This window comes from Rhizobium gallicum bv. gallicum R602sp (assembly GCF_000816845.1).
GTDB lineage: Bacteria > Pseudomonadota > Alphaproteobacteria > Rhizobiales > Rhizobiaceae > Rhizobium > Rhizobium gallicum.
Window position 1 is genome coordinate 1 of the sequence record NZ_CP006880.1, and the last position, 25888, is coordinate 25888.

General features: G+C 59.0%; 24 protein-coding genes, 1 pseudogene and 1 riboswitch. Of the genes and pseudogenes, 11 read left to right on the forward strand and 14 right to left on the reverse strand.

The window, feature by feature from the left end; translation table 11 throughout:
• Positions 1-766 precede the first annotated feature (766 nt).
• From RGR602_RS23400 to RGR602_RS23420, 5 genes are all read right to left on the reverse strand, one after another.
• Positions 767-1531 (reverse strand): ABC transporter ATP-binding protein, encoded by a 765-nt coding sequence (locus tag RGR602_RS23400; RefSeq protein WP_040114497.1) that lies wholly within the window; start codon positions 1529-1531, stop codon positions 767-769.
• The gene (locus tag RGR602_RS23405) at positions 1528-2505 is read right to left on the reverse strand and encodes a FecCD family ABC transporter permease (RefSeq protein WP_082046760.1); all 978 of its coding nucleotides are present in this window, start codon (positions 2503-2505) and stop codon (positions 1528-1530) included. The genes RGR602_RS23400 and RGR602_RS23405 overlap by 4 nt, the downstream gene beginning before the upstream one ends.
• A 59-nt stretch (positions 2506-2564) precedes the next feature.
• Positions 2565-3605, reverse strand: a complete 1041-nt coding sequence (locus RGR602_RS38760; protein WP_052451728.1) for an ABC transporter substrate-binding protein — start codon at positions 3603-3605, stop codon at positions 2565-2567.
• Positions 3606-3858: 253 nt separating this feature from the next.
• Positions 3859-4092, reverse strand: a riboswitch (cobalamin riboswitch).
• 39 nt (positions 4093-4131) lie between these two features.
• Positions 4132-5346 carry a metallochaperone AztD gene (locus RGR602_RS23415; RefSeq protein ID WP_170250690.1) on the reverse strand — a complete coding sequence of 405 codons (1215 nt, stop codon included), beginning with the start codon at positions 5344-5346 and terminating at the stop codon, positions 4132-4134.
• A 345-nt stretch (positions 5347-5691) separates the two neighbouring features.
• Positions 5692-6861 carry an ATP-binding protein gene (locus tag RGR602_RS23420; RefSeq protein ID WP_040116401.1) on the reverse strand — a complete coding sequence of 390 codons (1170 nt, stop codon included), beginning with the start codon at positions 6859-6861 and terminating at the stop codon, positions 5692-5694.
• 214 nt (positions 6862-7075) lie between these two features.
• On the opposite strand from RGR602_RS23420, the pseudogene RGR602_RS37575 reads away from it, so the two are divergent.
• Together RGR602_RS37575 and RGR602_RS23425 are read left to right on the forward strand one after the other, a co-directional pair.
• Positions 7076-7187 (forward strand): annotated as a pseudogene (locus tag RGR602_RS37575) (IS630 family transposase); the annotation flags it as partial.
• Positions 7188-7234: 47 nt separating this feature from the next.
• Positions 7235-7723, forward strand: coding sequence for a metallophosphoesterase family protein (locus RGR602_RS23425; RefSeq protein ID WP_028739344.1), 489 nt, complete (start codon positions 7235-7237; stop codon positions 7721-7723).
• 232 nt (positions 7724-7955) lie between these two features.
• Here the strand turns inward: RGR602_RS23425 and RGR602_RS23430 are convergent, their stop codons facing one another.
• Complete coding sequence (locus tag RGR602_RS23430; RefSeq protein ID WP_040114500.1) at positions 7956-8453, reverse strand: YciE/YciF ferroxidase family protein; 498 nt, start codon at positions 8451-8453, stop codon at positions 7956-7958.
• Positions 8454-8682: 229 nt separating this feature from the next.
• On the opposite strand from RGR602_RS23430, the gene RGR602_RS23435 reads away from it, so the two are divergent.
• The 3 genes from RGR602_RS23435 to RGR602_RS23445 all read left to right on the forward strand — a co-directional run bounded on the left by RGR602_RS23435 (position 8683) and on the right by RGR602_RS23445 (position 9881).
• Positions 8683-8913: a DUF6894 family protein gene (locus RGR602_RS23435; protein ID WP_040114501.1), complete on the forward strand. Its 231-nt coding sequence runs from the start codon at positions 8683-8685 to the stop codon at positions 8911-8913.
• Between the two features lie 17 nt (positions 8914-8930).
• Positions 8931-9512 carry a cysteine hydrolase family protein gene (locus RGR602_RS23440; protein WP_170250691.1) on the forward strand — a complete coding sequence of 194 codons (582 nt, stop codon included), beginning with the start codon at positions 8931-8933 and terminating at the stop codon, positions 9510-9512.
• 138 nt (positions 9513-9650) lie between these two features.
• The gene (locus RGR602_RS23445; protein ID WP_040114502.1) at positions 9651-9881 is read left to right on the forward strand and encodes a hypothetical protein; all 231 of its coding nucleotides are present in this window, start codon (positions 9651-9653) and stop codon (positions 9879-9881) included.
• Between the two features lie 17 nt (positions 9882-9898).
• Here the strand turns inward: RGR602_RS23445 and RGR602_RS23450 are convergent, their stop codons facing one another.
• On the reverse strand, positions 9899-10837 hold the full coding sequence (locus RGR602_RS23450; RefSeq protein WP_040114503.1) for a hydrogen peroxide-inducible genes activator: 939 nt from the start codon (positions 10835-10837) through the stop codon (positions 9899-9901).
• A 230-nt stretch (positions 10838-11067) separates the two neighbouring features.
• Between RGR602_RS23450 and katG the strand changes: the two genes are divergently transcribed.
• Positions 11068-13269 carry a catalase/peroxidase HPI gene (katG, locus tag RGR602_RS23455; RefSeq protein WP_040114504.1) on the forward strand — a complete coding sequence of 734 codons (2202 nt, stop codon included), beginning with the start codon at positions 11068-11070 and terminating at the stop codon, positions 13267-13269.
• A 365-nt stretch (positions 13270-13634) separates the two neighbouring features.
• On the forward strand, positions 13635-14096 hold the full coding sequence (locus RGR602_RS23460; RefSeq protein ID WP_040114505.1) for an NUDIX domain-containing protein: 462 nt from the start codon (positions 13635-13637) through the stop codon (positions 14094-14096).
• 107 nt (positions 14097-14203) lie between these two features.
• On the opposite strand, the gene RGR602_RS23465 is transcribed toward RGR602_RS23460, so the two are convergent.
• Positions 14204-15307: a saccharopine dehydrogenase family protein gene (locus RGR602_RS23465; protein WP_040114506.1), complete on the reverse strand. Its 1104-nt coding sequence runs from the start codon at positions 15305-15307 to the stop codon at positions 14204-14206.
• 136 nt (positions 15308-15443) lie between these two features.
• On the opposite strand from RGR602_RS23465, the gene RGR602_RS23470 reads away from it, so the two are divergent.
• The gene (locus tag RGR602_RS23470; RefSeq protein ID WP_040114507.1) at positions 15444-15875 is read left to right on the forward strand and encodes an Lrp/AsnC family transcriptional regulator; all 432 of its coding nucleotides are present in this window, start codon (positions 15444-15446) and stop codon (positions 15873-15875) included.
• Positions 15876-16011: 136 nt separating this feature from the next.
• On the opposite strand, the gene RGR602_RS23475 is transcribed toward RGR602_RS23470, so the two are convergent.
• From RGR602_RS23475 to RGR602_RS23495, 5 genes are read right to left on the reverse strand one after another with little or no spacing between them, the layout of a single operon-like run.
• Positions 16012-17019 (reverse strand): ABC transporter ATP-binding protein, encoded by a 1008-nt coding sequence (locus RGR602_RS23475; RefSeq protein ID WP_040114508.1) that lies wholly within the window; start codon positions 17017-17019, stop codon positions 16012-16014.
• On the reverse strand, positions 17016-17987 hold the full coding sequence (locus tag RGR602_RS23480; protein ID WP_052451730.1) for an ABC transporter ATP-binding protein: 972 nt from the start codon (positions 17985-17987) through the stop codon (positions 17016-17018). Before RGR602_RS23480 ends, RGR602_RS23475 begins: the two co-directional genes overlap by 4 nt.
• Complete coding sequence (locus RGR602_RS23485; RefSeq protein ID WP_040114510.1) at positions 17987-18907, reverse strand: ABC transporter permease; 921 nt, start codon at positions 18905-18907, stop codon at positions 17987-17989. Before RGR602_RS23485 ends, RGR602_RS23480 begins: the two co-directional genes overlap by 1 nt.
• Positions 18904-19824, reverse strand: coding sequence for an ABC transporter permease (locus RGR602_RS23490; RefSeq protein ID WP_040114511.1), 921 nt, complete (start codon positions 19822-19824; stop codon positions 18904-18906). Before RGR602_RS23490 ends, RGR602_RS23485 begins: the two co-directional genes overlap by 4 nt.
• A gap of 41 nt (positions 19825-19865) precedes the next feature.
• Positions 19866-21389, reverse strand: coding sequence for an ABC transporter substrate-binding protein (locus RGR602_RS23495; RefSeq protein ID WP_040114512.1), 1524 nt, complete (start codon positions 21387-21389; stop codon positions 19866-19868).
• Between the two features lie 217 nt (positions 21390-21606).
• Here RGR602_RS23495 and RGR602_RS23500 point away from each other — a divergent pair, with 217 nt between their 5' ends.
• The 3 genes from RGR602_RS23500 (at position 21607) to RGR602_RS23510 (ending at position 25297) form a co-directional block, all read left to right on the forward strand.
• Positions 21607-22404: an IclR family transcriptional regulator gene (locus tag RGR602_RS23500; protein WP_040114513.1), complete on the forward strand. Its 798-nt coding sequence runs from the start codon at positions 21607-21609 to the stop codon at positions 22402-22404.
• A gap of 59 nt (positions 22405-22463) precedes the next feature.
• Positions 22464-23186, forward strand: coding sequence for a ribonuclease activity regulator RraA (locus tag RGR602_RS23505; protein ID WP_040114514.1), 723 nt, complete (start codon positions 22464-22466; stop codon positions 23184-23186).
• Positions 23187-23422: 236 nt separating this feature from the next.
• Positions 23423-25297: a HAMP domain-containing methyl-accepting chemotaxis protein gene (locus RGR602_RS23510; protein ID WP_040114515.1), complete on the forward strand. Its 1875-nt coding sequence runs from the start codon at positions 23423-23425 to the stop codon at positions 25295-25297.
• A gap of 242 nt (positions 25298-25539) precedes the next feature.
• Here RGR602_RS23510 and RGR602_RS39490 read toward each other — a convergent pair whose 3' ends face one another.
• A complete protein-coding gene (locus RGR602_RS39490; RefSeq protein WP_040114516.1) occupies positions 25540-25824 on the reverse strand; it encodes a TOBE domain-containing protein in 285 nt (94 codons plus the stop codon).
• Between the last annotated feature and the right edge of the window lie 64 nt (positions 25825-25888).

Sequence of the window (25888 nt, forward strand, 5' to 3'; positions counted from 1 at the left end):
GTTGACTGCAGTAAACTCGCCTTTCACCGCCTCAGAAAACGACAGTCACGCAGCCTTCGTCCGCCGACACCGCAACCACGACACTCCGCCTCTTAACTCGCCCGCGCGCCCAAAGGTGCCGGATTGCGGACCGACCGGAAAGGCCTCGCAGGACATCATGACCGCGGACGCGTTCATCGGCCAGAGGCTGCAATCAATTTTACATCCAACCATGCGGCTTGCTCGGGTCTGCAATAGGAAGAGTGTGCACCTCTCCTGGACGCGGCAGGAGCAATCAACCGAGCCGGCGGGGCCCTCTAAACAGCCTGAGGCAACTGATGGAGTTGCGATTGAATCGAGATTCGGAAGGCCGGCAGAGGCGGAGCAACCGCAGGAGCCGCGTCACTCATTCGAGCCGCGGAAATCACGACATCACGACGCCTGAAACAGGGGCCGCTGTGACCGAACGAAATGCCGTGATTGTTTCCGTTAGATGTTGAATAGACTGTGATAACAAACTGTTAGAGATCAGATAAACTTAATAGGATCTCCCGGAAATCATAGCTGTATGGTACCTAAACGGTGCCCGATGGTCAAGGAAAGCATGACGCCCGGCGCCGGAGATCGGCAAGATCCGCCACCGAACCATCCTTGCGGCAAAACTGGCGGGCACAGGTCGGCGCCAGCCTTGGAAGCGGCCATCGCTCCTGAGGACGATGCCGAAGACAAGAGCAATGATGCCTTCCCCGCCGCCATCAGCCGATCCTTCCCGTCGATGGTGCCGCCCTTAACGGGTGAGATATTGGATGTAATGCCTGCCGTGAACCGCCGACTTTTCGATGTGAGCCCGAACTCCGAATACATCTAGAACGAGCTCTTCGGTCAGAACCGCTTCGGGCGGCCCGGCAGCAACCACGCGGCCGCCATGCAGGATGGCCAGGCTATCGCAGAACATTGCCGCCAGATTGAGATCATGCAATGCGATGACGCTGGTGATCGGAAGCGTCGTGACGAGGTCAAGCAGCTCCAACTGATGCTGGATGTCGAGATGATTGGTCGGTTCATCAAGCAGCAGTTCGGTGGGCGTTTGCGCAAGGGCGCGGGCGATGTGCGTGCGCTGACGCTCCCCACCTGACAGCGTGCGCCAAAGCTGTAAGGCCTTGGCCGCCATGCCGACCTGTTCGAGAGCCGCATTGACGGCGTCCTCGTCCGTCCTGTCCCAGGGCGAGAGCGCGCCTCGATGCGGTGTTCGCCCGAGGCGGACAACATCCTTTACCGAAATGTCCGCATCGGTTGTCGCCTGCTGTTCGACCAGTGCGATACGCTGGGCAATCTCGCGACGCGCCATTGTGCTGATATTGCTCTCGCCCAGTCTGATGACGCCGCTCTTGACCTGTCGCAGCCGGCAGATGAGACGCAGCAGGCTCGACTTGCCAGAGCCATTGGGTCCGAGCAGACCAAGCGTCTTGCCCGGCGCAACATCAAGGCTGACGCCATCGATGATCATTGTGCTGCCGGCGCACCAGGCAACATTGCGCATCGATATGCTCATACCGGCCTCCTTGCCTTGTAGAGGATGAGGGCAAAGACAGGCGCGCCGAAAAGTGCCGTGACCACGCCAATTGGAAGCACCTGCTGCGGGATGATCGTGCGCGAGACGATATCGGCAAGTACCATGAAGATCGCCCCGATCAACGCAGTTGCCGGCAGTAACCGCTCGTGAGCCGGACCCACCAGAAAGCGCGCCGCATGCGGAATGACAAGACCAACGAAGCCGATCGAACCGACGATGCTGACGACGGCAGCGGTCATCACGGCCGTCAGACCAAGAAGGGTAAGACGCACGCGCCGTACCGGTACGCCGAGCGCTGCGGCAGAGTCCGTACCGAAGGCAAAGGCATCCAGCACACGTGCGTGAAGCATGCAGATCACAAAGCCGCCGCCGGCAATGGGGGTAACGAGCAAAACATCCGTCCAGCGCACGCCGCTGAGGCTCCCGAGCAACCAAAACATGATACCCCTTGCCTGCTCGGCATTGGCCGAGGTCGTGACGATATAGGAGGTCAACGCATTGAAGAGCTGCGAACCGGCAACGCCTGCCAGGAGGATCCGGTCGGCGCCGCCGCCTGCGCCTGCGGCCAAAAGCGAGACGAGACCGAAGGCTGCCACCGCGCCGAAAAAAGCGCCGGTAGAAAGCGTCAGCACACCGGACCCGATGCCGAGGATCATGATGGCGACCGCGCCGGTCGAGGCGCCCGCCGAAATGCCAAGCACATAAGGTTCGGCAAGCGGATTGCGAAGCAGGGCCTGCAGCATGGCGCCCGTCATCGCAAGAGCCGCGCCGGAACTTGCAGAGACCAGGGCGCGGCTCAGTCGATAGTCCCAGATGATACCCTCATGGATCGGCTTGATTGCGAAGGAGGTGCCGAACATTCGGTTGGCAATAGCTTCCGCAATCGTCCGCAGCGGTATGACGATTTCGCCGATCGATACGGCGAGGCCTATTGCCAAGGTCAGTCCAGCCATTGAAAGTAGGGACAAGCCGGCAAAGCCGCCCCATCCGTTGCGTTGCCCGGCGTCTTTGCTCACTTCGCCAGCCCAAACTGCCGTATGGCTACTGCAAGCGTCTCGATGCCGTCGACAAGGCGGATCGATGGGCTCATTGCCTGCGAGTCCATGACGACCACCTGCTTCTTTTCCACAGCGCTGATCCTGCTTGCCACAGGATCGCTGTTCAAAAAGGTAAGCTTGATGGCCGGATCGTCGGCAGCGTAGCGGCGACGATCCATCCCGGCGATGACGATGATTGCAGGATTGAGGCCGGCGACCGTTTCCCAGCCGACCAACGGCCATTCCTCGTTCGTGGCAATCACGTTCTTTGCCCCAAGGGCTCGCATGATATAGGCGGGCGCGCCGTTGCGGCCGGCCATGAAGGCTTCCCCGTCGACTTCCTTGCTGGAGAACCAGAATACGACCGGGATATCCTTTACCCTTGTCTCGGCAACGGATGCGATCGCCTTATCCTCACGCTCCTTCAGCCTTGCGACCAATGCCTCGCCGCGGTCCTGAACGTTAAAGATCGCGGCAAGTTCGGCGATCTCCTGATAGATGACCTCGGTCTTCAGCATTTCCTTGCGCACACCATCACCACCCGTCGTATTGTCCTTGGCGGCGCAATCGGCCGGAGCGACATAGGTGTTGATGCCAAGCTTCGAAAACTGATCGTAGGTTCCAACCGAGCCACTCGGGCCGACATGCCACTCGAACTCGGCAGCAACCAGGTCGGGGCCGGTTCCGACCACCGCCTCGAAGCTCGGATCATTGTCGGCGAGCCGCTTGATCTTGCTGTTTTCCGCATCGAATTGTTTGAGCACTGGGCTGAACCAGACCGCCGTGCCCGTGATGCGATCCGCAAGGCCGAGCGACAGCAGGATTTCCGTCATCGCCTGGCCGATCGAAACCACCTTGCCCGGCGCCCTATCGAAGGTGATGGATCGGCCGCAATTGGCAATTGTCAGGGGGTAGGTGGTCGATGCGGCAAAAGCAGGTGCAGAAATCGCAAAGGTTGCCAATACCGCGAAGGCAAGGCGCAGAATGAACGGCCGACGTTTTGGATCGGATGACATGGAAACACTCACAGGGAGTTGAGGATGCGTCGGCGCGGCGGCCTGATCGCTCCGATTTTGATGGAAAACGCTTAGGGTGGTCACCGGCCATACGGGCGGGCGCGCCGCCCGGCACGACTGGCTTTTTACCTGCAGCGGCTATGGTTTATTGAAAAGGGCGATCCGTTCCGCCTCACGCGGAAGGGGTCTGCGCCGATTAGGGGCGTCAAAAGAAATCATCTCGTCTCCTGTTCCGGGCAACCCCGCCCGTTCAATTGATCTCTCTTTGACGGCAGGTCTCCTGGCTCGCGGATATGCACCGGACCATCTGCCTTCCCATGAGAACGAGCTCACAGTGGCATGGCGCGTGGCGCCACGAGGATGATCGGCAATCCGCTTACAGTTGCGGGGGCAGCCACGGTCTTGGTCCCTTTTGGGTCTTCCGCACCGTGTTCCCTATTAATCCTCTCGGAGTCTACGTCGGGGAACCGTCGCGCCCAGTTATGCCGAGCGCAACAGTCACGTCAAGCCGTAGATACAAGGGCGATCAATGGACAGCGCCTGATCCCCCGACGGCGACGATGCCGAAAGGCAGTCCCTGAACCGGGATGGTCCGAACCTCTTTCATGGTCTCAATATCGATCATCCGCACAACGCTATGGCGAGGATCGGTTATGGCGATCTGATCGCCTGCAACTGCGAGCCGGGGGCGCGGATCGCGCCAGTGACCATCCTTGCTGTAAGGCTCGGTGACCCTTGCCGACGTCGTGATTTGACCGCTTAGAACGTCGACAAGATGCAATTGCCCGTCTTCGGTCAGTACATAGGCATTCTTGACCCGCGTAGGATCGAGCGCGAAATCGATCCGGCGGGTCGGCAGATCGACCAAGCGATACGGTTCGGTGCCGTCTGGGTCGATCAGGGCAATCTTGTCCTCGCCGTAGTTGCCCAGGAAAAATTGCATCACCTTACTGCCGAGCAAGGTCGTCACTTTTCCCTTCGGCAGCCTGTCGCCATATTCCAGCATTTTAAGTTGCACGGTCTGCTCCTTGCCAGGACGCGCAATCAGGACGCCTTCCTCGCAACCGAAGGCACCGAGCTTTGCCGAGAAGGCTTCTCCGTGCAGCGCCGTGCAGGGTGTGACATCGCCGACCTGTCTTCCGTTTGTGTTTAGAACACGTAGGCCCAGACGTGGCGGCAGCTCATCCGGTTTGGTTTCCGTTTTGGTATCGGGAACCGAGACCAGCATATTCTGCCCCATGGGCACGGCGACACCATGGTGCGGTGCCGTCGCATCTATGAGCTTTTCGGATGCTGCGCCTTCCAGAAGATCTTCTTCGGAAACGAGCTTGGCTTTGCCTTCCCGATCGTAAAACAACACCACGTCGTCGCCGTGCACGACGGCGTGGACCGGCCGCTGCCCGTCGAGAGTGGCTTGCAGCAGCAAAGGTGCGGATGTTTCCAGATCGCGATGCTCGCCATGGTCGGAAAGCGTCACGCCGGTTTTGATCACCTGGACGGTATTGGCTTCTGATTGGACGGCAAAAACTGTTTGGCCGGAATGACTGGCGGCCAGCGCCGCATAACCCTTCAGCTCAAACTCACCGATCTGCTCACCGGTCTTGACATCGAATGAACGAGCGATGGGTGCCGTGTGGTCGGCGATGAACAGGCGCCATGTCTGCTTTTCCTCTTCAGCGGAGGCCGGGTTCACCGAGAGGCTTGCTGCAAAGGCCCCGGCGATCGTCAATCTAGGTAACATCGGAAATCCCTTCTTGATATGTAATAACATTACCATCTCTAGCGAAGTTTCAGAAACATGTCCAGGCCGTCGGGACCGAAGGCGATGCAGCGCTTGAATGCCGCTTCGAATCACATTCGCCGAGCTCCCGCGCCTTGCTGAACGTCGTGCCGGGCAGCAGGCTGGGCTTCCGCATCCGGGTGCCGATGAGAGGCTCGTATGACCGCCGAAGCGCGGCACCCGACGCCTTTTGACTGTTTCATACCTGCCCCGCTGAACGAGCAAGCAAAAACAACGTGTTGATACGATTGACAAGTTCGCCAGACGTGTCGACGAACTGAAATAGCGACAGTATCCGCGCGAATATTATTCCCGACCGCCTGCGAGTTGTTCGCCAAGCTGGCGCAAAGGGAGCACCTCGATATCATTGCCAAGAGGATACGCTTCGCTGCCTGGGTACACCACGATGCGGCGATCCGGCTCCAGATCGAGGCAGGCGTGGTGGAAGCCCCGCTCTACCTTTGGCGTGAGACTTCTCTTGATCTCGATCGCCCAGCGGCGGTCACGGGGCAACGTGACAACGAGATCGATCTCGGCGCCGGCCGAGGTGCGATAGAAATTGGCTTGGGCACCCTCTGGCATAACTGCATGAAGGGTCTCGATCACGAAGCCTTCCCAACTCGCTCCGGCCACGGGGTGGCCCAGGACATCATCAAGCGTGGTCAAACCAAGCAGACTGTGGAGCAGGCCGGAATCGCGAACATAGACGCGCGGCGATTTCACCAGGCGCTTGCCGGCATTGCTGTGCCAGGGCTCGAGCCGACGCACCAGAAGCAGATCGACCATGAGGTCGAGATAGGAAGCGACTGTCTTGCCGTCGACACCGAGTGCGCGGGCGAACTCCGCCGCATTGAGTAGGCCTGATTGGTGATGGGCGAGCATCGTCCAGAAGCGGCGTAGCGTTTCGGCTGGGATCCTCGGCCCCAGAAGAGGGATGTCGCGCTCGAGATAGGTCCGGATGAAATCGATGCGCCAGCGTTGGCTGACGGTGTCGTTCGCCGCCAGAAGGCTGTCGGGAAACCCTCCTCTAACCCAAAGCTTGTTGAGTTCGCCGGCTTCGACCTCGAGGCCGTCGATCGGTGCGAGTTCCAGATAGGCGATCCGACCGGCTAGGCTCTCGCCAGACTGTTTCAGGAGATCCATGGAGGCCGAGCCAAGCAACAGGAAACGGCCACTGCGCAGTCCCTTCCGTCGCCCTCGGTCGATCAGGCCGCGAAGGTTCTGGAACAGATCCGGGAGGCGATGGACCTCGTCGAGGACAACAAGTTTGTCCTCGTGTCCGGCAAGATAAAGTTCCGGCTCGGCGAGTTTGGCACGATCCGAGTCGGATTCGAGATCGAGATAGATAGACGGCCGTTGCTCGCCGATCTCCAATGCGAGGGTCGTTTTGCCTACCTGTCGGGGCCCGAGCAAGGCGACCGCTGGATTGTTATTGAGGAGCTCGACGAGCTCTGCTGTTTTCCATCTTGCTATCATCATTCGCGCAATTATGGAGATACGATCCACAATTGCAAGGTTAACCAGGGGGAGGTGCCGTGCCAGTCCGGAAGAAATGGATAACTGATCGTTTTGAACGTGTCTTATGAACCCACTGAAAGGTCATGAACTCCAACCTCGGCGACTGGATTCTGCTGTTTTTTTCCGGGAAACTGGCGCCTTGCCTTACGTGCCGATACTGCCAGTCGCTGGATGGCAGTCGGGCCTCGATCCGGCACGACTGGTCGTTATTGACGCGACTTGGATCAAGACGAACATGCCCCACTTTATGGTTGGGGCCCGAAAGCAAACGTCTGCGCGGCTTTTTGCTGGGCACTTTGACTCTGGCCGCCACCGCTCCATTGTTCCATTCATGATCTACTTTACGAGTGACACCCATTTCGCCGACCCGCGTGTGCTGCGGATCGATCGCAGGCCATTCCCCGATATGGCAGAGCACGACGTTGCGCTGATCAGGAACTGGAATGCCATCGTCGGAAAAGACGACGACATCTGGCATCTCGGCGACTTCATGTCGGCGAAAGGGGGCGACTGCGATCAGCTTCTTTCGATTCTGAACGGCCGCAAGCACTTGATTATTGGCAACTGTGATCCCGAGACGACAACGAAGGCTGAGAACTGGACCAGCGTTCAGCATTATGCCGAGCTCGTTACAGACGAGCATCTTCTCGTGCTATGTCATTTTCCGTTCCGGACTTGGCACAAGATGGGCAAGAACTCGATCAACCTTCATGGGCATTCGCATGGTCGGCTGAAGCCGATGCCCCGGCAATATGATGTTGGCGTTGATGCGCGGGCTCTCAGACCGGTCACACTTGCGCAGCTGCTGTCTTTGCCGTGACAACTTGCGATCATGATCGTGGCTTCGATGCGATTGACAATGCCGAAAGGCGCTGCGTTCCCCATTCCTGTTGCGCCGCGTGACACCGATTGCGTTTGGACAGAACAAATGGTCGTAGCGAATAAATGCCCCGCGCGGGCCTCGTCGAATGAAAGAGCGCCTCCAGCGCCGACGCGGGGCATGCTGGAAGGCCGCGCGAATGGCGGCCCTCCAAGCCATCCGGGTTAACGACTCATGCAGCCTTCGTTGCTTTCACATTTGCCGAAGTTTGCGCAAGCTGGGTGAGCTTCTTGTCGGTGGCTTCCTCTTCGGCGAGGCTTGCCTGAAGGAGAGGGATCGCCTCCTTCAGACCCAGCTGCTTTGCCCAGGCGATCAGCGTGCCGTAGCGGGCGATTTCGTAATGTTCGACGGCTTGGGCGGCAGAGATCAGTCCCGCGTCGAGTGCGGCGGAGCCTTTGAACTCTTCAATGATCTCTTCGCTTTCGGCGATGATGCCCTGAATCGCCTCGCAGGTCTTGCCACGAGCGGGCTTGCCGATGATCTCGAACACCTGCACGAGCCGCTCGACCTGACTTTCGGTCTCGTCACGGTGTTTCAGGAAACCTGCTTTGCCTTCCTCCGATTGCGCCGCGCGCGCCATTTTCGGCAAGGCTTTGAGGATTTGCTTCTCGGCGAAGTAAATGTCCTTCAGCGTGTCGACGAACAGGTCGTTTAGCGTCTTTGCAGCCATTCTGCTCTCCTATGGTAGTGGTAAGTGACCAACCGGAACGCGACGCAGCGCGGGATGTTCCGATAGCTGATTACAAGCCCATTGCTCACCGACATATGCGCAACGCAAAACCTCTGCGAGACGTCCCGACAGCCCCGCCGTCTTCGGAATGATTGACCAAGGGCATCACGTTTCACGCGGAACCACCGCTCACGCAAAGTGTTTCACTGACAACCCAAGGAGAGTTCAGATGAAATACTTTTACCGGGTCGTCGGCGCGAAAGGGGAACTGGTAGAGACGAGCCGCGAGTTTGACGGGGTGCGGGCTGCAAAGGCCGAAGCCCGCCACGCTCTTACCGAGACTGCCGCCGGCGGGCTACCCGAAACCCCCGTCCACATGTTGTCTGTCGAGCTATTCGACGAAAACCGCCTGCCAATCACTGAGCTGCGATTAATTCTAGAGGAAATTAGCAAGGAGTGACGCCGCTGAGCGAGCATTTGCATAGTCTTGGCGAATGGCGTCACTTGTGCGTGGACATGCAGTGCCTGTTCTTCGAGGCGACGCCATGGCACGTCGAATGGATGAAGCGCGTCTTGCCACTGGTTGAGGAGGTCGCGGGCCGTCATGCCGAGCGGACGGTCTTTACTCGATTTATTCCACCGGAAAACGCATCCGACATGCCAGGCACCTGGCAACACTATTACGAGAAATGGTGGATGATGACGCGCAAGCAGCTGCCGTCGGGTCTCATAGAACTTGTCCCTTCGCTTGCCCGCCTTGTGCCGCCTGCTCGGGTCTTCGACAAGGCCACTTACTCACCTTGGATCTGTGGCCGGCTCCATGCGACGCTTGCCGAACAGGGCGTGTCGACCCTTGTCATCAGTGGCGGCGAGACGGATGTCTGCGTATTGGCCGCGGTCCTGGGCGCAATCGATCTCGGTTACCGGGTCATTTTATTGACGGACGCTGTCTGTAGCGGTGCAGATGAATCGCATGAGGCGTCATTGGAACTCCTGGGCGAGCGATTTTCAGTGCAGCTTGAGCTGACAGAAACCGATCGATTTCTGCAGTGCATCTAGTCGACGGTAGGGAGGGGGAGACTTGGCTTTTTCGCCTTGTCGGTCGTTCTGGCGCCGTCAAATTTCTGCCCGCCATTGGCTCGTTTCGCGAAGTTGTGCGTTTACCATCGTAGAAACAGAGCCCGCCAGGAGAGATTTATGACCAAGACCTTCGACCTGTCCAACTTGTCCGATGATGAACTGTCCTCCCTCATCAACGAGGCAACAACCCTGCGAGACACCAGACGGGCTAGCCGTGAAGATGAGCGTCGAGTAGCTTCGGATGGTTCGACGGGGCAGGATGTAACGGACCCGGATCATGGCGTTATTCCCACGCCCACGCCGCGGGAAGTTAAGGATGAAGGTCAGGCGCATGGCCTACCTAAATAATGGTCGCCGCGAGCCAGTTATTGCTCGGCACCCACGTCCACGATGCTGGATTTGTATTGCTTGCGCATCGCATCGGCTGACTGACGGACGATTTCAGAAACCTTCAAGAACTGCTGGGCTAAAGGACTCGTCTTGCGCCAGATCATGCCGATCGTTCGTGAGGGTTGAACGCTCTGAAAGTGAGCGACAGAGACTGACGCCGAGCGCGTCTCTACTCCCACGGCCATTTCGGGGATCAAAGTAACGCCAATGCCGGCGCTGACCATTTGAACCAGCGTCGACAAAGAGCTGCCGTCCAGCAGCTCTCGCGGCAGCGCCGAACGAATGTTGCAGAATGACAAAGCCTGATCGCGAAAACAGTGCCCCTCTTCCAGTAGAAGCAGCCTCATTTCACGCAGGGCCTCGCGGTTGGGTACAGGCTTACCTTCATCCTCGCTTGGTCGAACCAGCACGAAATTCTCCGAAAACAATGGAACCTCGGTCAACGAAGGTTCGGATACCGGCAACGCGACAATTGCGGTGTCGAGCCTGCCTTCCGCCAGCTCGTGAACCAGCCTGGAGGTCAGCGTCTCGCGCACGTGGATCTCAAGCCCGTCATTTATGCGGGTGAGGTTGCCGATGATCGCAGGCAACAGGTATGGCGCGACCGTCGGGATCACGCCTATCCGCAGCCGCCCCACCAACCGGTCCTGCGAAGCGCGTGCTAGGTCTGCCAGTTCATCGACAGAACGCAGGATGTCGCGCACGCGAAGCGCAAAGGCTTCCCCGAAGCTGGTCAGCCGGACTTGACGCGCGCCTCTTTCGAAGAGCTCTGTCCCCAGCGTTTCTTCCAGTTCCTTGATCTGCATGGACAAGGCGGGCTGGGATATCGCACAAACATCTGCCGCACGTCCGAAATGGCCCTGTCGGGCCAGCGCCTCAAAATAGCGAAGCTGCTTGAGCGTCAAATTTGTCATAACTTCACCTTATCGCTGTGATCAGAAAATCCAACTTAAATTAATGAAGCAGCTTGGATATAGTGCTAAAGCAGAGAGGAGAGGCGGCCGCTGTCCCACCCGGTTGGTGATCGACGGCGGTCTACAGCGCGTCGTGCCCATATCCGCAACGCCTAACGTCGTAAGCTCTTTTCCTGCATGGCCGTCTTCCGCTGGGTCACCCAGTACAAGTAATCGCAAGGGATAAAAACATGGATTCAAAAGTCGAGACCGCGGGCAAGTGTCCGGTTGTTCATACACATACGGCTCATGGCGGGCGGTCGAACCGGGACTGGTGGCCGAACCAGTTGAATCTCAAAATCCTTCATCAGAATTCCTCGCTGTCCGACCCTATGGGCAAAGGATTCAACTATGCCGAGGAGTTCAAGAAGCTCGATCTGGAAGCCCTGAAAAAGGATCTCTTCGCGCTGATGACTGATTCGCAGGACTGGTGGCCGGCGGACTTCGGTCACTACGGCCCCCTTTTCATACGCATGGCATGGCACAGCGCCGGCACCTACCGTACCGGCGACGGGCGCGGCGGTGCCGGAGCTGGTCAGCAGCGATTTGCACCGCTCAACAGCTGGCCGGACAATGTCAACCTCGACAAGGCGCGCCGGCTGCTATGGCCGATCAAGCAGAAATACGGCAACAAGATTTCCTGGGCCGACCTCATGATCCTCACCGGCAACGTTGCGCTGGAGTCGATGGGCTTCAAAACGTTCGGCTTTGCCGGCGGTCGCGCGGATGTCTGGGAGCCCGAAGAGGACGTCTACTGGGGTGCCGAGGACACCTGGCTTGCCGACAAGCGCTACTCTGGCGAACGAGACCTCGAAAACCCTCTCGCCGCCGTGCAAATGGGCCTCATCTACGTCAATCCGGAAGGCCCGAACGGCAATCCCGATCCGCTTGCCGCCGCCAGGGACATTCGTGAGACCTTCGCGCGCATGGCCATGAATGATGAGGAGACCGTTGCGCTCATTGCAGGAGGACATACCTTCGGCAAGACGCATGGCGCAGGCGACGCCTCACATGTCGGTGTAGAGCCCGAGGGGGCTGGCATCGAGGAGCAGGGCCTCGGCTGGGCAAGCAGCTTCGGAACGGGCAAGGGCGGTGACACCATCGGCAGCGGCCTGGAAGTCATCTGGACCACGACACCGACGAAGTGGAGCAACAACTTCTTCTGGAATCTGTTCGGTTACGAATGGGAACTGACGAAGAGCCCGGCCGGTGCGCATCAGTGGACGCCGAAGCACGGTGCGGGTGCTGCTACCGTACCGGACGCGCACGACAAGTCCAAGCGTCACGCGCCGTCCATGCTGACCACGGACCTTGCCTTGCGCTTCGATCCTGCCTACGAAAAGATTTCGAGGCGCTTCTTCGAAAATCCGGATCAGTTCGCCGATGCATTTGCCCGTGCGTGGTTCAAGCTGACCCACCGCGACATGGGTCCGCGGGCACGCTACCTCGGCCCGGAGGTTCCCGCAGAAGAACTGATCTGGCAGGATCCGCTTCCCGCCGTTGATCACCTCCTGATCGATACGCAGGATATCGCCGATCTCAAGGACAAGATCCTCGCATCGGGACTGCCCATCTCCCAGCTGGTCTCGACCGCCTGGGCTTCGGCGTCGACCTTCCGCGGCTCCGACAAGCGCGGCGGCGCGAATGGCGCGCGGATCCGTCTTGCGCCTCAAAAGGACTGGGAGGTCAATCAGCCGGCCCAGCTGGCAACCGTGCTCGAGACACTTGAAGGCATCCAGAAGGCGTTCAACGATGCCCAGCCTGGCGGCAAGAAGGTGTCGCTTGCAGATCTCATCGTGCTCGGTGGCGCAGCGGCAGTCGAGAAGGCGGCGGCGAATGGCGGTTACCACATTGAGGTTCCGTTTACACCCGGTCGCACCGACGCGACGCAGGAGCAGACCGATGTGGCCTCCTTTGCCGTTCTCGAACCGATCGCCGATGGGTTCCGCAACTATCAGAAGGGCGAATATTCCATTTCGCCCGAGGAGTTGCTGATCGACAAGGCGCAACTGCTGACGCTGACCGCGCCGGAAATGACGGTTCTCGTCGGCGGCTTGCGCGTGTTGAACGCCAATGCGGGACAGTCCCAGAACGGCGTCTTCACCAAGCGCCCTGAAGCCCTCACCAACGACTTCTTCATCAACCTGCTCGACATGGGCACGGTTTGGAAGGCGGCTCCAGGATCAAAGTATGTGTTCGAGGGGCGCGAGCGCAATACGGATGAGCTGAAGTGGACAGGCACCCGTATCGACCTTGTCTTCGGCTCGAATTCTCAGCTTAGGGCGCTTGCCGAGGTTTACGGTCAGAGCGACACGCATGAGAAGTTCGTGCACGATTTCGTGGCAGCCTGGACGAAGGTCATGAACGCCGATCGCTTCGATCTCGTCGCTTAAGATGAAATGCGCTCGGGCGTAGCTGAAGTCCAGCCGCGCCCGAGCGCTAAGCAGGGGCAAATTGCCTCCGGGCAAATCTGCACGCCGGCGTGCAAAACAAATCGGTACCTCGTGCACGCCTTTGCTGTCGCAGTCGGGCGTTATTGCCGCATGAACGCCTGCATCTCCTGTTGTCGGTATGCAGTGTTTCGAGCGACATTTCCTTTCTCCTCTGCAGGCAGCTGCAATGGTTGCCCGGTGACAGAGCTTAGGACGATGGCGGAGTGAAACTAGATATTCGTCAAACTGCACGGCCGAGTTTAAACTCCGGTCGGATCTTGTAGATTAAGAGCTATTCGTTCCTGCCTCCCAAGGAGGCTCTTGTCATGCCGAAACGTAGCGCAGGCCTTTTGATATACCGGCAGACCGCCGGATATCTCGAAGTGTTTCTGGTCCATCCCGGTGGCCCGTTCTGGGCGCAGAAGGACGAAGGCGCCTGGTCGATCCCGAAGGGCCTTATGGAGCAAGGTGAGGATGCGCTGGAAGCGGCGAAACGGGAGGTGCTCGAGGAGGTGGGGTCCAAACTCGAAGGCAACTTCACCTGGCTCGGCGAATACCGGCAACCTGGAGGTAAAGTCGTGCTGGTATGGTCAATAGAGGCCGATATCGACGCCGAAGCAATTGTCAGCAACACGTTCCAGATCGAATGGCCCCCGAGATCAGGGAAAATGAGGGCGTTTCCAGAGGTTGATCGAGCCGGATGGTTCCGTCTTGACGAAGCCGAACACAAGATATTGAAAGGTCAGCAACCGGTGCTTTTCGCTTTTGCAGCAGGCCGGCAACCCTAGCGGGGCGCCTTTCTAACGGCTCGAGCCAACAGCAACGAGGCGATCATTGCGTGTGATCATTTGGCGAACCGCAAAACCGGACCCTTCACCCGCACTTCGCCAGCATTTCAGACAGCTTCCTTCACTTTTATTGCGTCCGGATTGTAGACCTGCCCGAAACGGTTGTTCAGCAGAGTTGTAAGATCGACTTCCTCTTGGCGGACGAAGCCCTTGCCGGGCAACTTTCCATTCGACAAGAGGTCGAGAACGGTGGCAATGCCAGCTGCGGTGGTGATCTGGATGGCACTCATCTTCTTGCCTCCAACAGTCCCAGCATAGACCTTGTTGGCATAAGTCTCCTGCATGTAGCGGCCTTCGCGCCAGCCGCAGACAGTGACGAAAATGACCACGACGTCTTGCATAGTGGCCGGTAGGGCGTTCTCAAACAGATCCTTCAGCACGTCGCGCCGGTTCTTTAGATTGAGGTCGTTGAGCAACGCCTTGATGATCGCCTGATGCCCGGGATATCGAATCGTGCGGTAATTCATCGTGCGCACCTTGCCTTCCAGCGTCTTGGCGAGGGTTCCCAAGCCTCCGGAGGTGTTGAAGGCTTCATAGGTTACACCGTCGAGCGAAAACTCCTCCCGCTCCTCCAGGGCCGGCACGGTCACCAGCTTTCCTTCGACGATTGCCTCGCAAGGCTCGATATATTCATTGATCAGCCCATCCGTGCTCCAAGTCAGATTGTAGTTCAGCGCGTTGGAAGGATACTGCGGAAGGGCACCCACCCGCATGCGAACACTGTCCAGACTGTCGAAGCGCCTTGCCAGATCGTTGGCGACGATGGAGATGAAGCCGGGCGCCAATCCGCATTGTGGGATGAATGCCGTCCGTGCGCCCTTGGCCAACGCCTCCACCTTTTTAGTCGTTGCCACGTCCTCCGTCAGGTCGAGATAATGCACGCCGGCTTCGAGGGCAGCCTCAGCCACCAGTTCCGTAAGATCAAAAGGTGCAGCGGAAAGAACGGCGAATTTTCCCGTAAGAACGGTGACAAGACTTGCGCGGTCCGAAACGTCGAGGACGACCGTGCAGATCCCGAGGCGACGATCGATATTCGAAAACTGCGTCTCGTCACGGTCAGCCACGGTCACGCGGTAATCGCCTGTCGCTGCAAGCATTGCGGCGACCGCGCCACCTATCTTGCCTGCCCCAATGATCACGATTTCCTTCATAGACGTTCCCCCTAGTCGTTTGCCTTGAACGTAGATGATGTCAATGCAAGGGCGAATCATAGCTATGAAACGAGCATTTGGTTGTATACTATTGAGCAAAACGACGGATCGGCTGAGCAAAACGTAGGGTGAGACGATGCAAATCACGGGGAAAGATCGCGACCTGCTGGCGTTGCTTGCGGAGAATGCCCGCCTGCCGGTGGCGACGCTTGCCAAGCGGCTGTCGCTGTCTCGGACGACGGTCCAAGCACGGCTTGAGCGATTGGAGCGGGAAGGTGTAATCGCGGGCTATGGAGTGAGGTTGTCGGAGCGCTACACGGCCGGTCTGGTGCGGGCGCATGTCCTGATTACCATCGCTCCTAAAGCGCTTTCGCAGGTCACCTCGTCACTTGATCAGATCCAGGAGTTGACGGCGCTTCATTCAGTAAGTGGTTCGTTTGACCTGATCGCAATCATTACAGCGCCATCGATCGCCGAACTCGATCAGTTGATCGACCAGATCGGAACAATTGACGGCGTTGAGCGTACCCTCTCCTCCATTATTCTCTCGACTCGCATCGCACGATGAAAATGCCGGAGCGTCACCTTTATTCGCCAGTGCCCGGAAGATATCGAAAGTAGGGACGTCTTCGCCGCAGTGCTCAAAAGATCTTTCCCGGGCCGATCTCCACGAGGAGGTCGGCTCGCCATTGGTTGTTAGGCGCCTAGGCCGGATGGGAGTGGATCGGCGCCGCCGTAGTGGCAATTTCTGCATCGGCGTGATGACAGGCGGTCAGGAGACCAGGGGCGGCGGTTCGCGCGGTCAAGGCGGGCTCCTGTTCTTCGCAAATCGACGTCGCCTTCCAGCAACGCGTTCGGAAACGACATCCGCTTGGCGGATTTGCCGGGCTCGGCAGATCTCCCTGCAGGACGATGCGCTTGCGGTGCCCGCGAAGCCTTGGATCCGGTGTCGGGACGGCCGACATCAGGGCCTGCGTATAAGGATGAGCCGCCGCGCTGAAGATTAATTGCTTCGGCCCCGTTTCGATGATCTTGCCGAGATACATCACCATCACACGGTCTGCGATATGCCGCACAACGGCGAGATCATGCGCGACGAAAAGCATCGCCAGATTGCGCTCGCGCCTCAGCCTTACCAGCAGGTTGACCACTTGCGCCTGGATCGACACGTCGAGGGCCGAGACAGGCTCGTCGCAGACAAGGAGAGCAGGATTGAGCGCGAGAGCGCGCGCTATTCCAAGGCGCTGCCGCTGACCGCCTGAAAATTCCGAAGGATACCGGTTCGCATGTTCGGCGCGTAGCCCCACGGATTCGAGTAATTTGACGGTCTCTTCACGCCAGCTGCTCTTGGGTAGGATACCCGGATGCAGCACCCAGGGTTCGGAAATCAGCCGATCGACACGCATACGGGGATTGAGCGACTGGTAGGGGTCCTGGAAAACGACCTGCATCTTGCGGCGCAATTGATGCAGCTGCCGGCCGCTGGCCGTCGTAATGTCCACGCCGTCGAGCAAGGCGCTGCCGCTGGTCGCAGGCCCGAGTTTCAAGAGCGTCCGCACCAGCGAGGTCTTGCCGCAACCGCTTTCGCCGACAAGGCCCAGCGTCTCCCCGCTGGCAATCTCGAAGCTGACATCGTCGACGGCACGCACAGATGCGGAGGTACTGCCGAAGTGCCGGGAGAGGTTTTGGACTTTCAGAAGGGGTTCTATCATGCTGGCGATACCGGGAAGTGGCAGGCGGCTTTACGGCCCGGTCCTACGGTTTCAAGTTCAGGCACGACCTCGGCACAGAGCTCTTCGGCGCGCGGACAACGGGTTCTGAATGCGCAGCCGGAAGGGAGGGAGACAGGATTCGGAGCGGAGCCGGGAATCGGTACCAGTTCGCGCTCATCTGTGTCCATGCGCGGCTGCGAGGCAAGCAATCCGACGGTGTAAGGATGCCGGGCGTCCGCGAACAGTTCGAAGACGCCCGCGGTTTCAACGATACGTCCAGCATACATGACGGCGACGCGATCCGCGAGTTCGGCCACCACGCCCAGATCGTGGGTGATGAAGATCATGCCAGCATCGCTGCGCTTGCGAATATTAGCAAGAAGATCGACCACCTGCGCCTGGATGGTGACGTCGAGCGCCGTCGTCGGCTCGTCTGCGATGATGACGTCCGGTTCTAGTGCCACGGCCATGGCGATCATGATGCGCTGGCGCATACCACCTGAAAACTCATGCGGATATTGCCGGGCACGACGTTGGGGGTCAGGAATGCCTATGGCCGTTAGGAGGTCGATCACAGCCTTTTCGACACCGCCTTCCGGATTGCGCCCGTGGATGCGGAACATTTCGGCGATCTGCCATCCCACGGGGTAGACCGGATTGAGCGCCGCAAGCGCATCCTGAAAGATCAGGCCAATCCGAGCGCCGCAAAGATCGCGTCGGTCGTTCCGCGAAAGCTGCAGGAGCTCGGCACCATCGAAGCGGATCGATCCGTCATTGATTGCGCCCGGAGGATTGGGAACGAGATCCATGATCGCCGATGCCGTCACCGACTTGCCGGAGCCGCTTTCGCCGACAAGCGCCAGGACCTCCCCACGCTCGAGCGAGAAGGAGACACCGTTGAGTGCAAGGATGCGCCCGGCTGCGGTATCGAAGCTGACCTGCAGGTCGTCGACCTCGAGAAGAGCCATCAACGCCTCCGGCTCACAAGGCGCCACTGTTGCGTCGGGTCGTTGACGATCCGGAACCAGTTGGCGAGGAGATTGAAGGACATGGTCGTGAGCATCACAGCCAGGCCAGGGAAAAAGCCGAGCCACCAGGCGGAAGACAGATACCCCTGGCCCTGCGCTACCATCAGGCCCCAACTGACCGCAGGCGGCTGGATGCCGAGGCCGAGATAGCTCAGCCCGGATTCGAAAAGCATGACCATGGCGAGATTGACCGAGGCGAGCGTCAACATCGTGGGAGCGACGCTCGGGAGGATGTGGTTGCGCAATATCCAGACAGGCCCGCCGCCGAAAACGCGCGCAGCATCAACGAAAAGCCTCTCCCGGACTTCCAGGGTCTCGGCTCTTGCGACGCGGATATAGGCAGGCATGCGAGTGACGGCGAGCACGATCACCAGGTTGCTGACGCTCGGGCCGAACAAATAGAGGCCGAAAAGCGCCACCAGCAGCGTCGGGAAACCCAGGATGATGTCGCAGACCCGCATGATGACGTTGCCGCCGATGCCGCCGAAGTAACCGGCAATCACGCCGAGCAGCGTTCCCCCGATCAAGCTTGTCAAGACGGTCACGAGGGCGATGCCGATCGTCGTCGAAGCCGCTTGGATGAGACGGACGAGGAGCGGGCGCCCGAGCGCATCGGCGCCCAGCCACAATGTCCAGGACTGGCCGAAGTCGAAGGGCGGCAGGTTGCGCGCCTTAAGTGAAATGCGGCTGTCGCCCAGAAGCGACAAGGCATCTGTAAGAATGGCAAGAACCGCGATCAGCAGCCAGATCATCGCCGCGACCGCCATCGGGTCACCCGCGAGCGCGCGCATCAGCCACAGGACGCGGCGGCTTCGGCGCTCGCGGGTCGACGGGAGGAAGTCGGCGGTCGTGTTGGTCATTCGACCCTCACGCGCGGATCGATCGAAGCATAGAGCATATCGACCAGGATATTGATGAAGAAGATAACGACGGCGACCGCAAAGATCGATGCCTGGACGATCGCGAAGTCGCGCTTCAAGATGCCGTCGATCAGCAGCTTGCCTATGCCAGGAAATCCGAAAACCACCTCGACGACGCCACCGCCGCCGGCGAATTGGGCGGCGAGGTCACCGGTGACGGTGACTGCGGGCAGGAGGGCATTGCGCAGGGCATGTACGAAGGTGACCCGGCCGCCGCGCGCGCCCTTAGCCCGCGCAGTCCGGACAAATGTTGCATTCAGGGCTTCGATCATCGAGCCGCGGACGATTTGCACCAACGTCCCGAACGGCCTTGCAAAAAGACAGGCAGCCGGCAGGATCCAATAGATTGGACCGCCGAAACCTGATGTCGGCAGAAGGCGGAAGGTGACAGCAAACAGCAGGACGCCCATCAGGCCGAGCCAGAAATCCGGCACGCTGGCCGCTGCCTGCGACAGCAAGTTGATGCCCCGGTCGAGCCAGCCACCCGCGTTCACGGCGGCAATCGACCCGGTGATGACGGCCGCGATGAAGGCCAAGGTTAAAGCGATGGCGCCGAGCGCCAGCGTGTTCGGCAGGGCCTCCAGTACAACGTCCATGGCGGGGCGGTTGTGCCAAAGCGACATCCCGAAATCGAGGCTAAGCATGTCCCCAGCCCAATCGAAGAATTGCGCCAGGAGGGAGCAATCGACGCCAAGACGGAAGCGCATGGCCTCGCGCGCCGCATCCGAGGCATCGACGGGCAGGTAAAGATTGACGGGATCGCCCGTCAACCGCACGAGGAAGAAGGCAGATGTCATCAGTGCTGCAAGCGCGAGTGTCGCAAAGGCGGCACGTTTCAGGAAATAGGTGAAGAACATCCACTCTCCTCAAGCGACATTCAGGCAACCGGCCTGCGCGATCAGCGGTAGCTGATCGATTTCAGCTTGATCTCGTTGCCAGCCTGCACATCAGGCGTATAGTTCACGTTCTTGGCGACGCGGGCGATCGAGACCATGTGGAAGAGCGGTGCGATATTGACCGCATCGACGGCAATGTACTTGAACGCCTCCTGGAACAGTGTTCTGCGTTCGTCGCCGGTTGCCCTCGACGCGTCGGTGATCAGCTTGTCGAGCTTGGGGTCCGCTATGGTAGACTGGTTGCCGTCGGTGGTAAAACGGTTCGGCAGCGTGAACACGGCGTCGCCTTCGGTGTTGTCGATCTGTGTCTGCAGGATCGATGGCTGACGCTCCTTGTCCCAAGGCTTCAGCAGCCTCTTCAGCCACGGACTTGTTTCCAGCATTTCGAGCCGCGCGTTGAAACCGGCATCCGCGAGCATCGCCTGAATGGCTTCCAGGCTTTCGGATGAATTAGGATAGATCCCGATGCGGCCGTAGATGACGATCTCCTTGTCGACCGGCACGCCATCGGCCTTGGCCGCGGCAAGCAGGGACCTCGCCTTTTCGGGATTGTACTTCCAGACGGGAAGGTCGGGATTGAAGCCGAAGACGGACGGCGACACGACCTGCATCGCCTTCTGAGCACCTTCGTGGAATATGGTGCCGACAAGGCCATCCCGGTCGATCGCAAGATTAAGTGCTTCGCGCACGCGCATGTCGTTGAGGGGCGGAACTTGTGCGTCGATCCTTAACAACGACGTTTCGGCGTTAGGGAAAGCATGGTCCTGTTCCGTGATACCGTCCTGGGGCGCTATTTCATAGGCGATCTGTGCTTCGGCGGTGTCGACCATGGCCGCGCGAACGGCGGACTCGGCGCGCCAGATGATTGTCGCGTTTTTGATCGCCGGCTTCTCTCCCCAATAGCCGTCAAATGCCGCAAGGCTGATCGATTGACCGGGCGTCCATGCGGCGAGCCTGTAAGGTCCCGTTCCGGCAGGGGACCGCGTCTTGCCGTCGTTCGGCGTCGCCGGCGAACCGATGTCCACGGCGGACATCTTGTTCGGCAGGATCGGCTCGACGATATCCGTTTTGACGAGGAGGGTCGTCGAGGTCAGAGCTTGTGCGTCGAACTTGACGCCTTTCAGTGTGGCAAGTCCGCTTTCGCAAGCCAGAGCCGGATCCTGTGCTCGCTTGAGAGCCGCAACGACTGCGTTGGCATCGAATGGCTTGCCGTCGTGGAAGGTTACGCCTTCGCGCAGCGTGAACTCCCAGGTCAGGTTGTCCAACTGACGCCAGCTAGTGGCAAGACTCGGGACGACTGACCCATCGACAGGGTTCAGATTGACGAGCGCTTCCGTGATGTTGTTGTGCAGAATGCGGGAATTGCCCGAAAGGTCGGTGTCACATGGATCGAGCGACTTCGGCTCGTCGGTCACCACCACCGTCAGCGCGTCCGAGGCCGCGCAGACGGGAATCGCGGTGCCTGAAGCCAGCAAAAGCGCCAGGCCGACACTCAACGCATTATTAATTCTCATCACCTTCTTCATTGAAATCCCTCCTCCAAATCGAAAACGAGCACCATCCCCTCCGTCACGGTACCGTCGGCGTGACAACCATCCGGTTATGACCCTTTAAGCTGGCATTCAAATGGCTTTACTTCATTCTGTAAGCGCGTAGTGTCAAATGTGACACTTGTGGCACCGAGCATGCTCGCCTGCTCCAATGAAGTCAAGATTATTAATTCATATGTGGAATTAGAAGTTCATGAATGAACCAAAGCATGGATCGCCAGTTGTTGAAAAGACCGCACACCTGCTTGAGGCGATCGCCGATGCGAAGACTGGGATTTCCCTTGGCGCACTGGTTGATCAGCTTGGAGTGCCTCGTTCCACTGTCTATCGCATCCTCAATTCGCTGACCGCGCATGGACTTGTGGCGCGGGTGAATGGCGGAGCTTCCTACGAGCTGGGGCCCAAGTTCGTCGAACTTGCGCGGCGAATCTCACCCGGTGCCGACAGGGCGACGGTGATCGAGGCGGCAAGGCCGATCTTGACGGCTGCGGCTGACCGGATATTGGAATCGTTCAGGCTCGCCGCCCCCGAGGGCAATGAAATGATGACGATATTTGCGGCCTCCAGTCCTGGCGACTATGCGCTTTTCATCAAAATCGGCGGTCGCTCGCGCAAGCACGTCGGCGCGGCCGGCAAGCTCGCTCTGGCCTATTCGGACTACGGCGAGATCGAGGCTTATTGCGGCACCGGACTGGAGGCGAAGACACCGTACACGATCACCGATCCAGACGCGTTGAAAGAGGCGCTCGTCGAAATTCGTCGCAACGGATGGGCCGAGGACAATCAGGAATCCAACCTTGGCCTCCGAGCCTTTGCCGCGCCCGTCTTCGATTCCGCAGGTCGGCTCGTGGCGACGGTCAGCGTTCCGTTCATTGGTGAAGCTACGCCAGACAGAGCGCGGGCGATCAAGCGAGAGGTTTTGGAGGGTGCCGCCATGTTGACGAAGGCGATCAACGGCAATTCTCCAGCCTTCCAAATAAGAAGTACATAATTCCATATTGAACTATTTCTTCGTTGTGTTAGACCTCGCTGCGGACAACGGAGGATGACATGACGGATCTGGATCCATCAGTTTACGCGAAACTTTTGCTGACGAATTCCGCGAGTCTCAGCACCCTGTTGCTAAAGCGCGGCCTCAGGAACACCGCGGTTCGCGGCGTGCGTCCGCTCGCGAGCACCGACAAACCGATGATTGGCCCAGCAGTCACCGTCCGCTACATTCCCGCCCGGGAAGATATTGACGGCTCGACTTACAGCTCCGATCCGTCCAATCAGCAGCGCAAGGCGATCGATACGATACCCGTAGGCCATGTTCTCGTCTTCGATTGCCGCTCCTTGGCTGAGGTCGCCGGCATCGGCGCCATGCTTGCCCGTCGCCTCGTCTATCGCGGCGCCGCCGGCCTCGTGCTCGACGGCGGCGTCCGCGATACGGCCGATATCACTCAGCTTGGACTTCCGACGTACTGCATGGGACCGGCAGCGCCTGCAAACCTGGTTGCCCACCACGCATCGGACATGAATCAGCCAATCGCCTGCGGCGGGGTGGCGATTTACCCGGATGACATCATCTTTGGCGACAGCGAAGCCGTCATCGTTATTCCGCGGCAATATGTAAATGAAATTGCCGAAGAAGCTGTCGCGATGGAGGAGCAGGAAGAGTTCCTCAAGCTGGAAATCGAGTCAGGCAAATCTACCTTGGGCGTCTACCCGCCAAACCAGGAAACCCTGGAACGCTTTGAGGCCTGGCGCCAAACGCGTCAAGTGACGGTATGACACCTTTGCTTCGAAGCTCTACCCAAGGCTATCCATCGGCTTCGCAGCGACTTGAACCACAGCTCCCCCGGCCAGGTCCCGCCAGGTCTGCGTAATCGCGAGTGTTTGGGGAACTCGTGACATTTCCTGGGTCGAACGGCTCATGTTGTTTAGTTAATACGAAATTATCAATCTAGTGCGACATTTTAGGTCAACCGGCGAGCCGGCGTCGTAGGTGACTTCAATGGGAGATCCGCATGAAACGTCCGAGCATCAAGCAAGCCCTGATTCTAAAGCTGTCGATCATCAGTATATTCATGGTTGGTCTGTCCTATGTGTCGCTAAGCACGATTTCGACACTCAGTGCCAATACTGAACAGATTGGGACCTTCTGGATGCAGCGGCTCGTGATGGCTCGCGAGATCAAGGGCAGCTTCCTCGATCTGAAACTTGCTTATACCCATTACCTTCTCGACGACACGCCAGAGGAGCAGAACACCGGAAAGCAGAAGATCGACGCTGCTGCCAGGGCTGCCGAGAACGTCGTTTCCGAATATGAAAACAGCGTCCGCACTGAGCGTGGGCGCGAACTGATCAATCGGATCAAGCCGGAACTGAACAAATATCGCGGGTCGGCGGAGCAAATGATCGCGCTGCAAAATAGCGGCAAGACATCCGACGCGGTTCGCTTCTTCAAGGAAAATATGGAGCCGCAAGCCGAGCTGGTAAACAACGCAGTGGCGGATCTGGTTGCTTTTATTCTCAGCCAGGCCGAAGGCTTTGTGGCCGCGAGCGGTGCTTCCGCGAAGTCCGCTTTCATGCTGACGGCAGCGATCGCAGGGTTGGCCGTGCTCGTTGCCGTGGCTGGCATTGTGTTTGCGATTTCGGGTATTGCCAATCCGATCCGACGCATCGCATCCGCCATGAAGCGGTTGTCGGATGGGGACCTCGATAGCGATATTCCCTATGCGGGTCGTGGCGATGAAGTGGGCGAAATGGCCGGTGGCGTTGAAGTCTTCCGTCAGAATGCCCTCAATGTCGTCAGGCTCGAGAAAGAAGCTGCTGCATCCCGCACCGAGAGCGAGACGGCCCGCGCCTCAGCCCAGCAGCGCGCCGAACGCGAGGCCGAACAGCTGCGCTTCGCGACCACGACATTGGGCGAAGGTCTCCGGCGGCTTGCGGCAGGCGATATATCGTTTCAGCTTTCGGAGCAGTTTGGAGCGGAATACGAGGCGTTGCGCGAAGACTTCAATGCTTCGCTCCGGCAATTGGGCGCGACGATCGGCGCAGTGCTCCAAACGGTACACAGCATAGACAGTGGCACCGGCGAAATCGCATCCGGCGCCCAGGACCTGTCCAAGCGCACCGAACAACAGGCAGCCTCTCTCGAGGAAACGGCCGCCGCCTTGGACGAGATCACGTCGAATGTGGCGATGTCGACGAAACGCACGGACGAGGCACGCAATGTGTCTCTAGAAGCCAATATCAGCGCCCAGCGGTCTGCGACGGTCGTATCAGAAGCGGAGCAAGCTATGCGACGCATCGAGGACAGTTCGCAGCAGATCTCGAACATCATTGGCGTAATTGATGAAATTGCCTTTCAGACGAATCTTTTGGCGCTCAATGCCGGTGTCGAGGCTGCCCGTGCTGGTGAGGCGGGCAAAGGTTTCGCAGTGGTCGCACAGGAGGTCCGCGAGCTTGCCCAACGTGCCGCGCAAGCGGCCAAGGAAATCAAGGGGCTCATTCAAAAGTCGTCAACTGAAGTCGAAAATGGCGTGAAACTCGTCCTCGAAACCGGAAGGTCGCTCAAGTCGATCGGTGAGTACGTTGCACAGATCAATCGGGCCATGGATGCGATTGCCACCTCGGCGCGCGAGCAGTCGACCGGACTTGCTGAAATCAATACGGCCGTCAATCAGATGGACCAGGCCACCCAGCAAAATGCGGCGATGGTCGAGCAGTCAACGGCTGCCGCCGCTTCGTTGTCCTCCGAGGCGGGTCGCCTGCGGGATCTGGTCAATCAGTTTCAATTGGACAGCGACAAGAACGTGTTGCAGATGCAACGGAACGTGCAACCCTTCGAAAGCAACAGACCAACGGAAGTCGTTCCGCGCCGCGTGATCCGCAGATGAACCGCTACATCAGATAAAATACCTCGAAGTCCCGTCGTGACGATCGCCGGGCCACTGCAGATCTCAACAATAAGGTTTGCGGATCTTCGGTGCGCACCCCCGAAACGCGGGCAAAGTGCAACCGCCCCCAGAGGCATCTACGACAGTTTGCCCTAAGACATGGGTCGCTACCTCATGCCGAACAGGTCGTCGATGCTTTGCAATTCATCGATTGGTGACGCGTTACTTCGGACGGCTGATGGTCAGTTTACGCGCCGGCCGGGGGATGTGCTGAAAAGATGGATTGCCGCGGGATTGCCGCGCAGGTGAATTCCAACCCGGATGCCGGTGTCTCGCGGCAGTTCTACCGCAAGCATTCGAGCGTCGTCGATTTCAACGTATGCGTAAGCTGTGTTGCCGAGCCACGCGGCGACTGCGATTGCACCGCAAAACCATGCGTCGTTATGTGAACAGTCGACCAGATCTTCCGGACGAATCTCGAAGGTCACGGACGTGGCAACGCTGCGGTCGCCGGCAACTGCCGTCACAATCGATCGAGCGCCCTACGGGCGCTGACAAATGCACATCGTCCAGCCTGCTCGTACAAAGTTA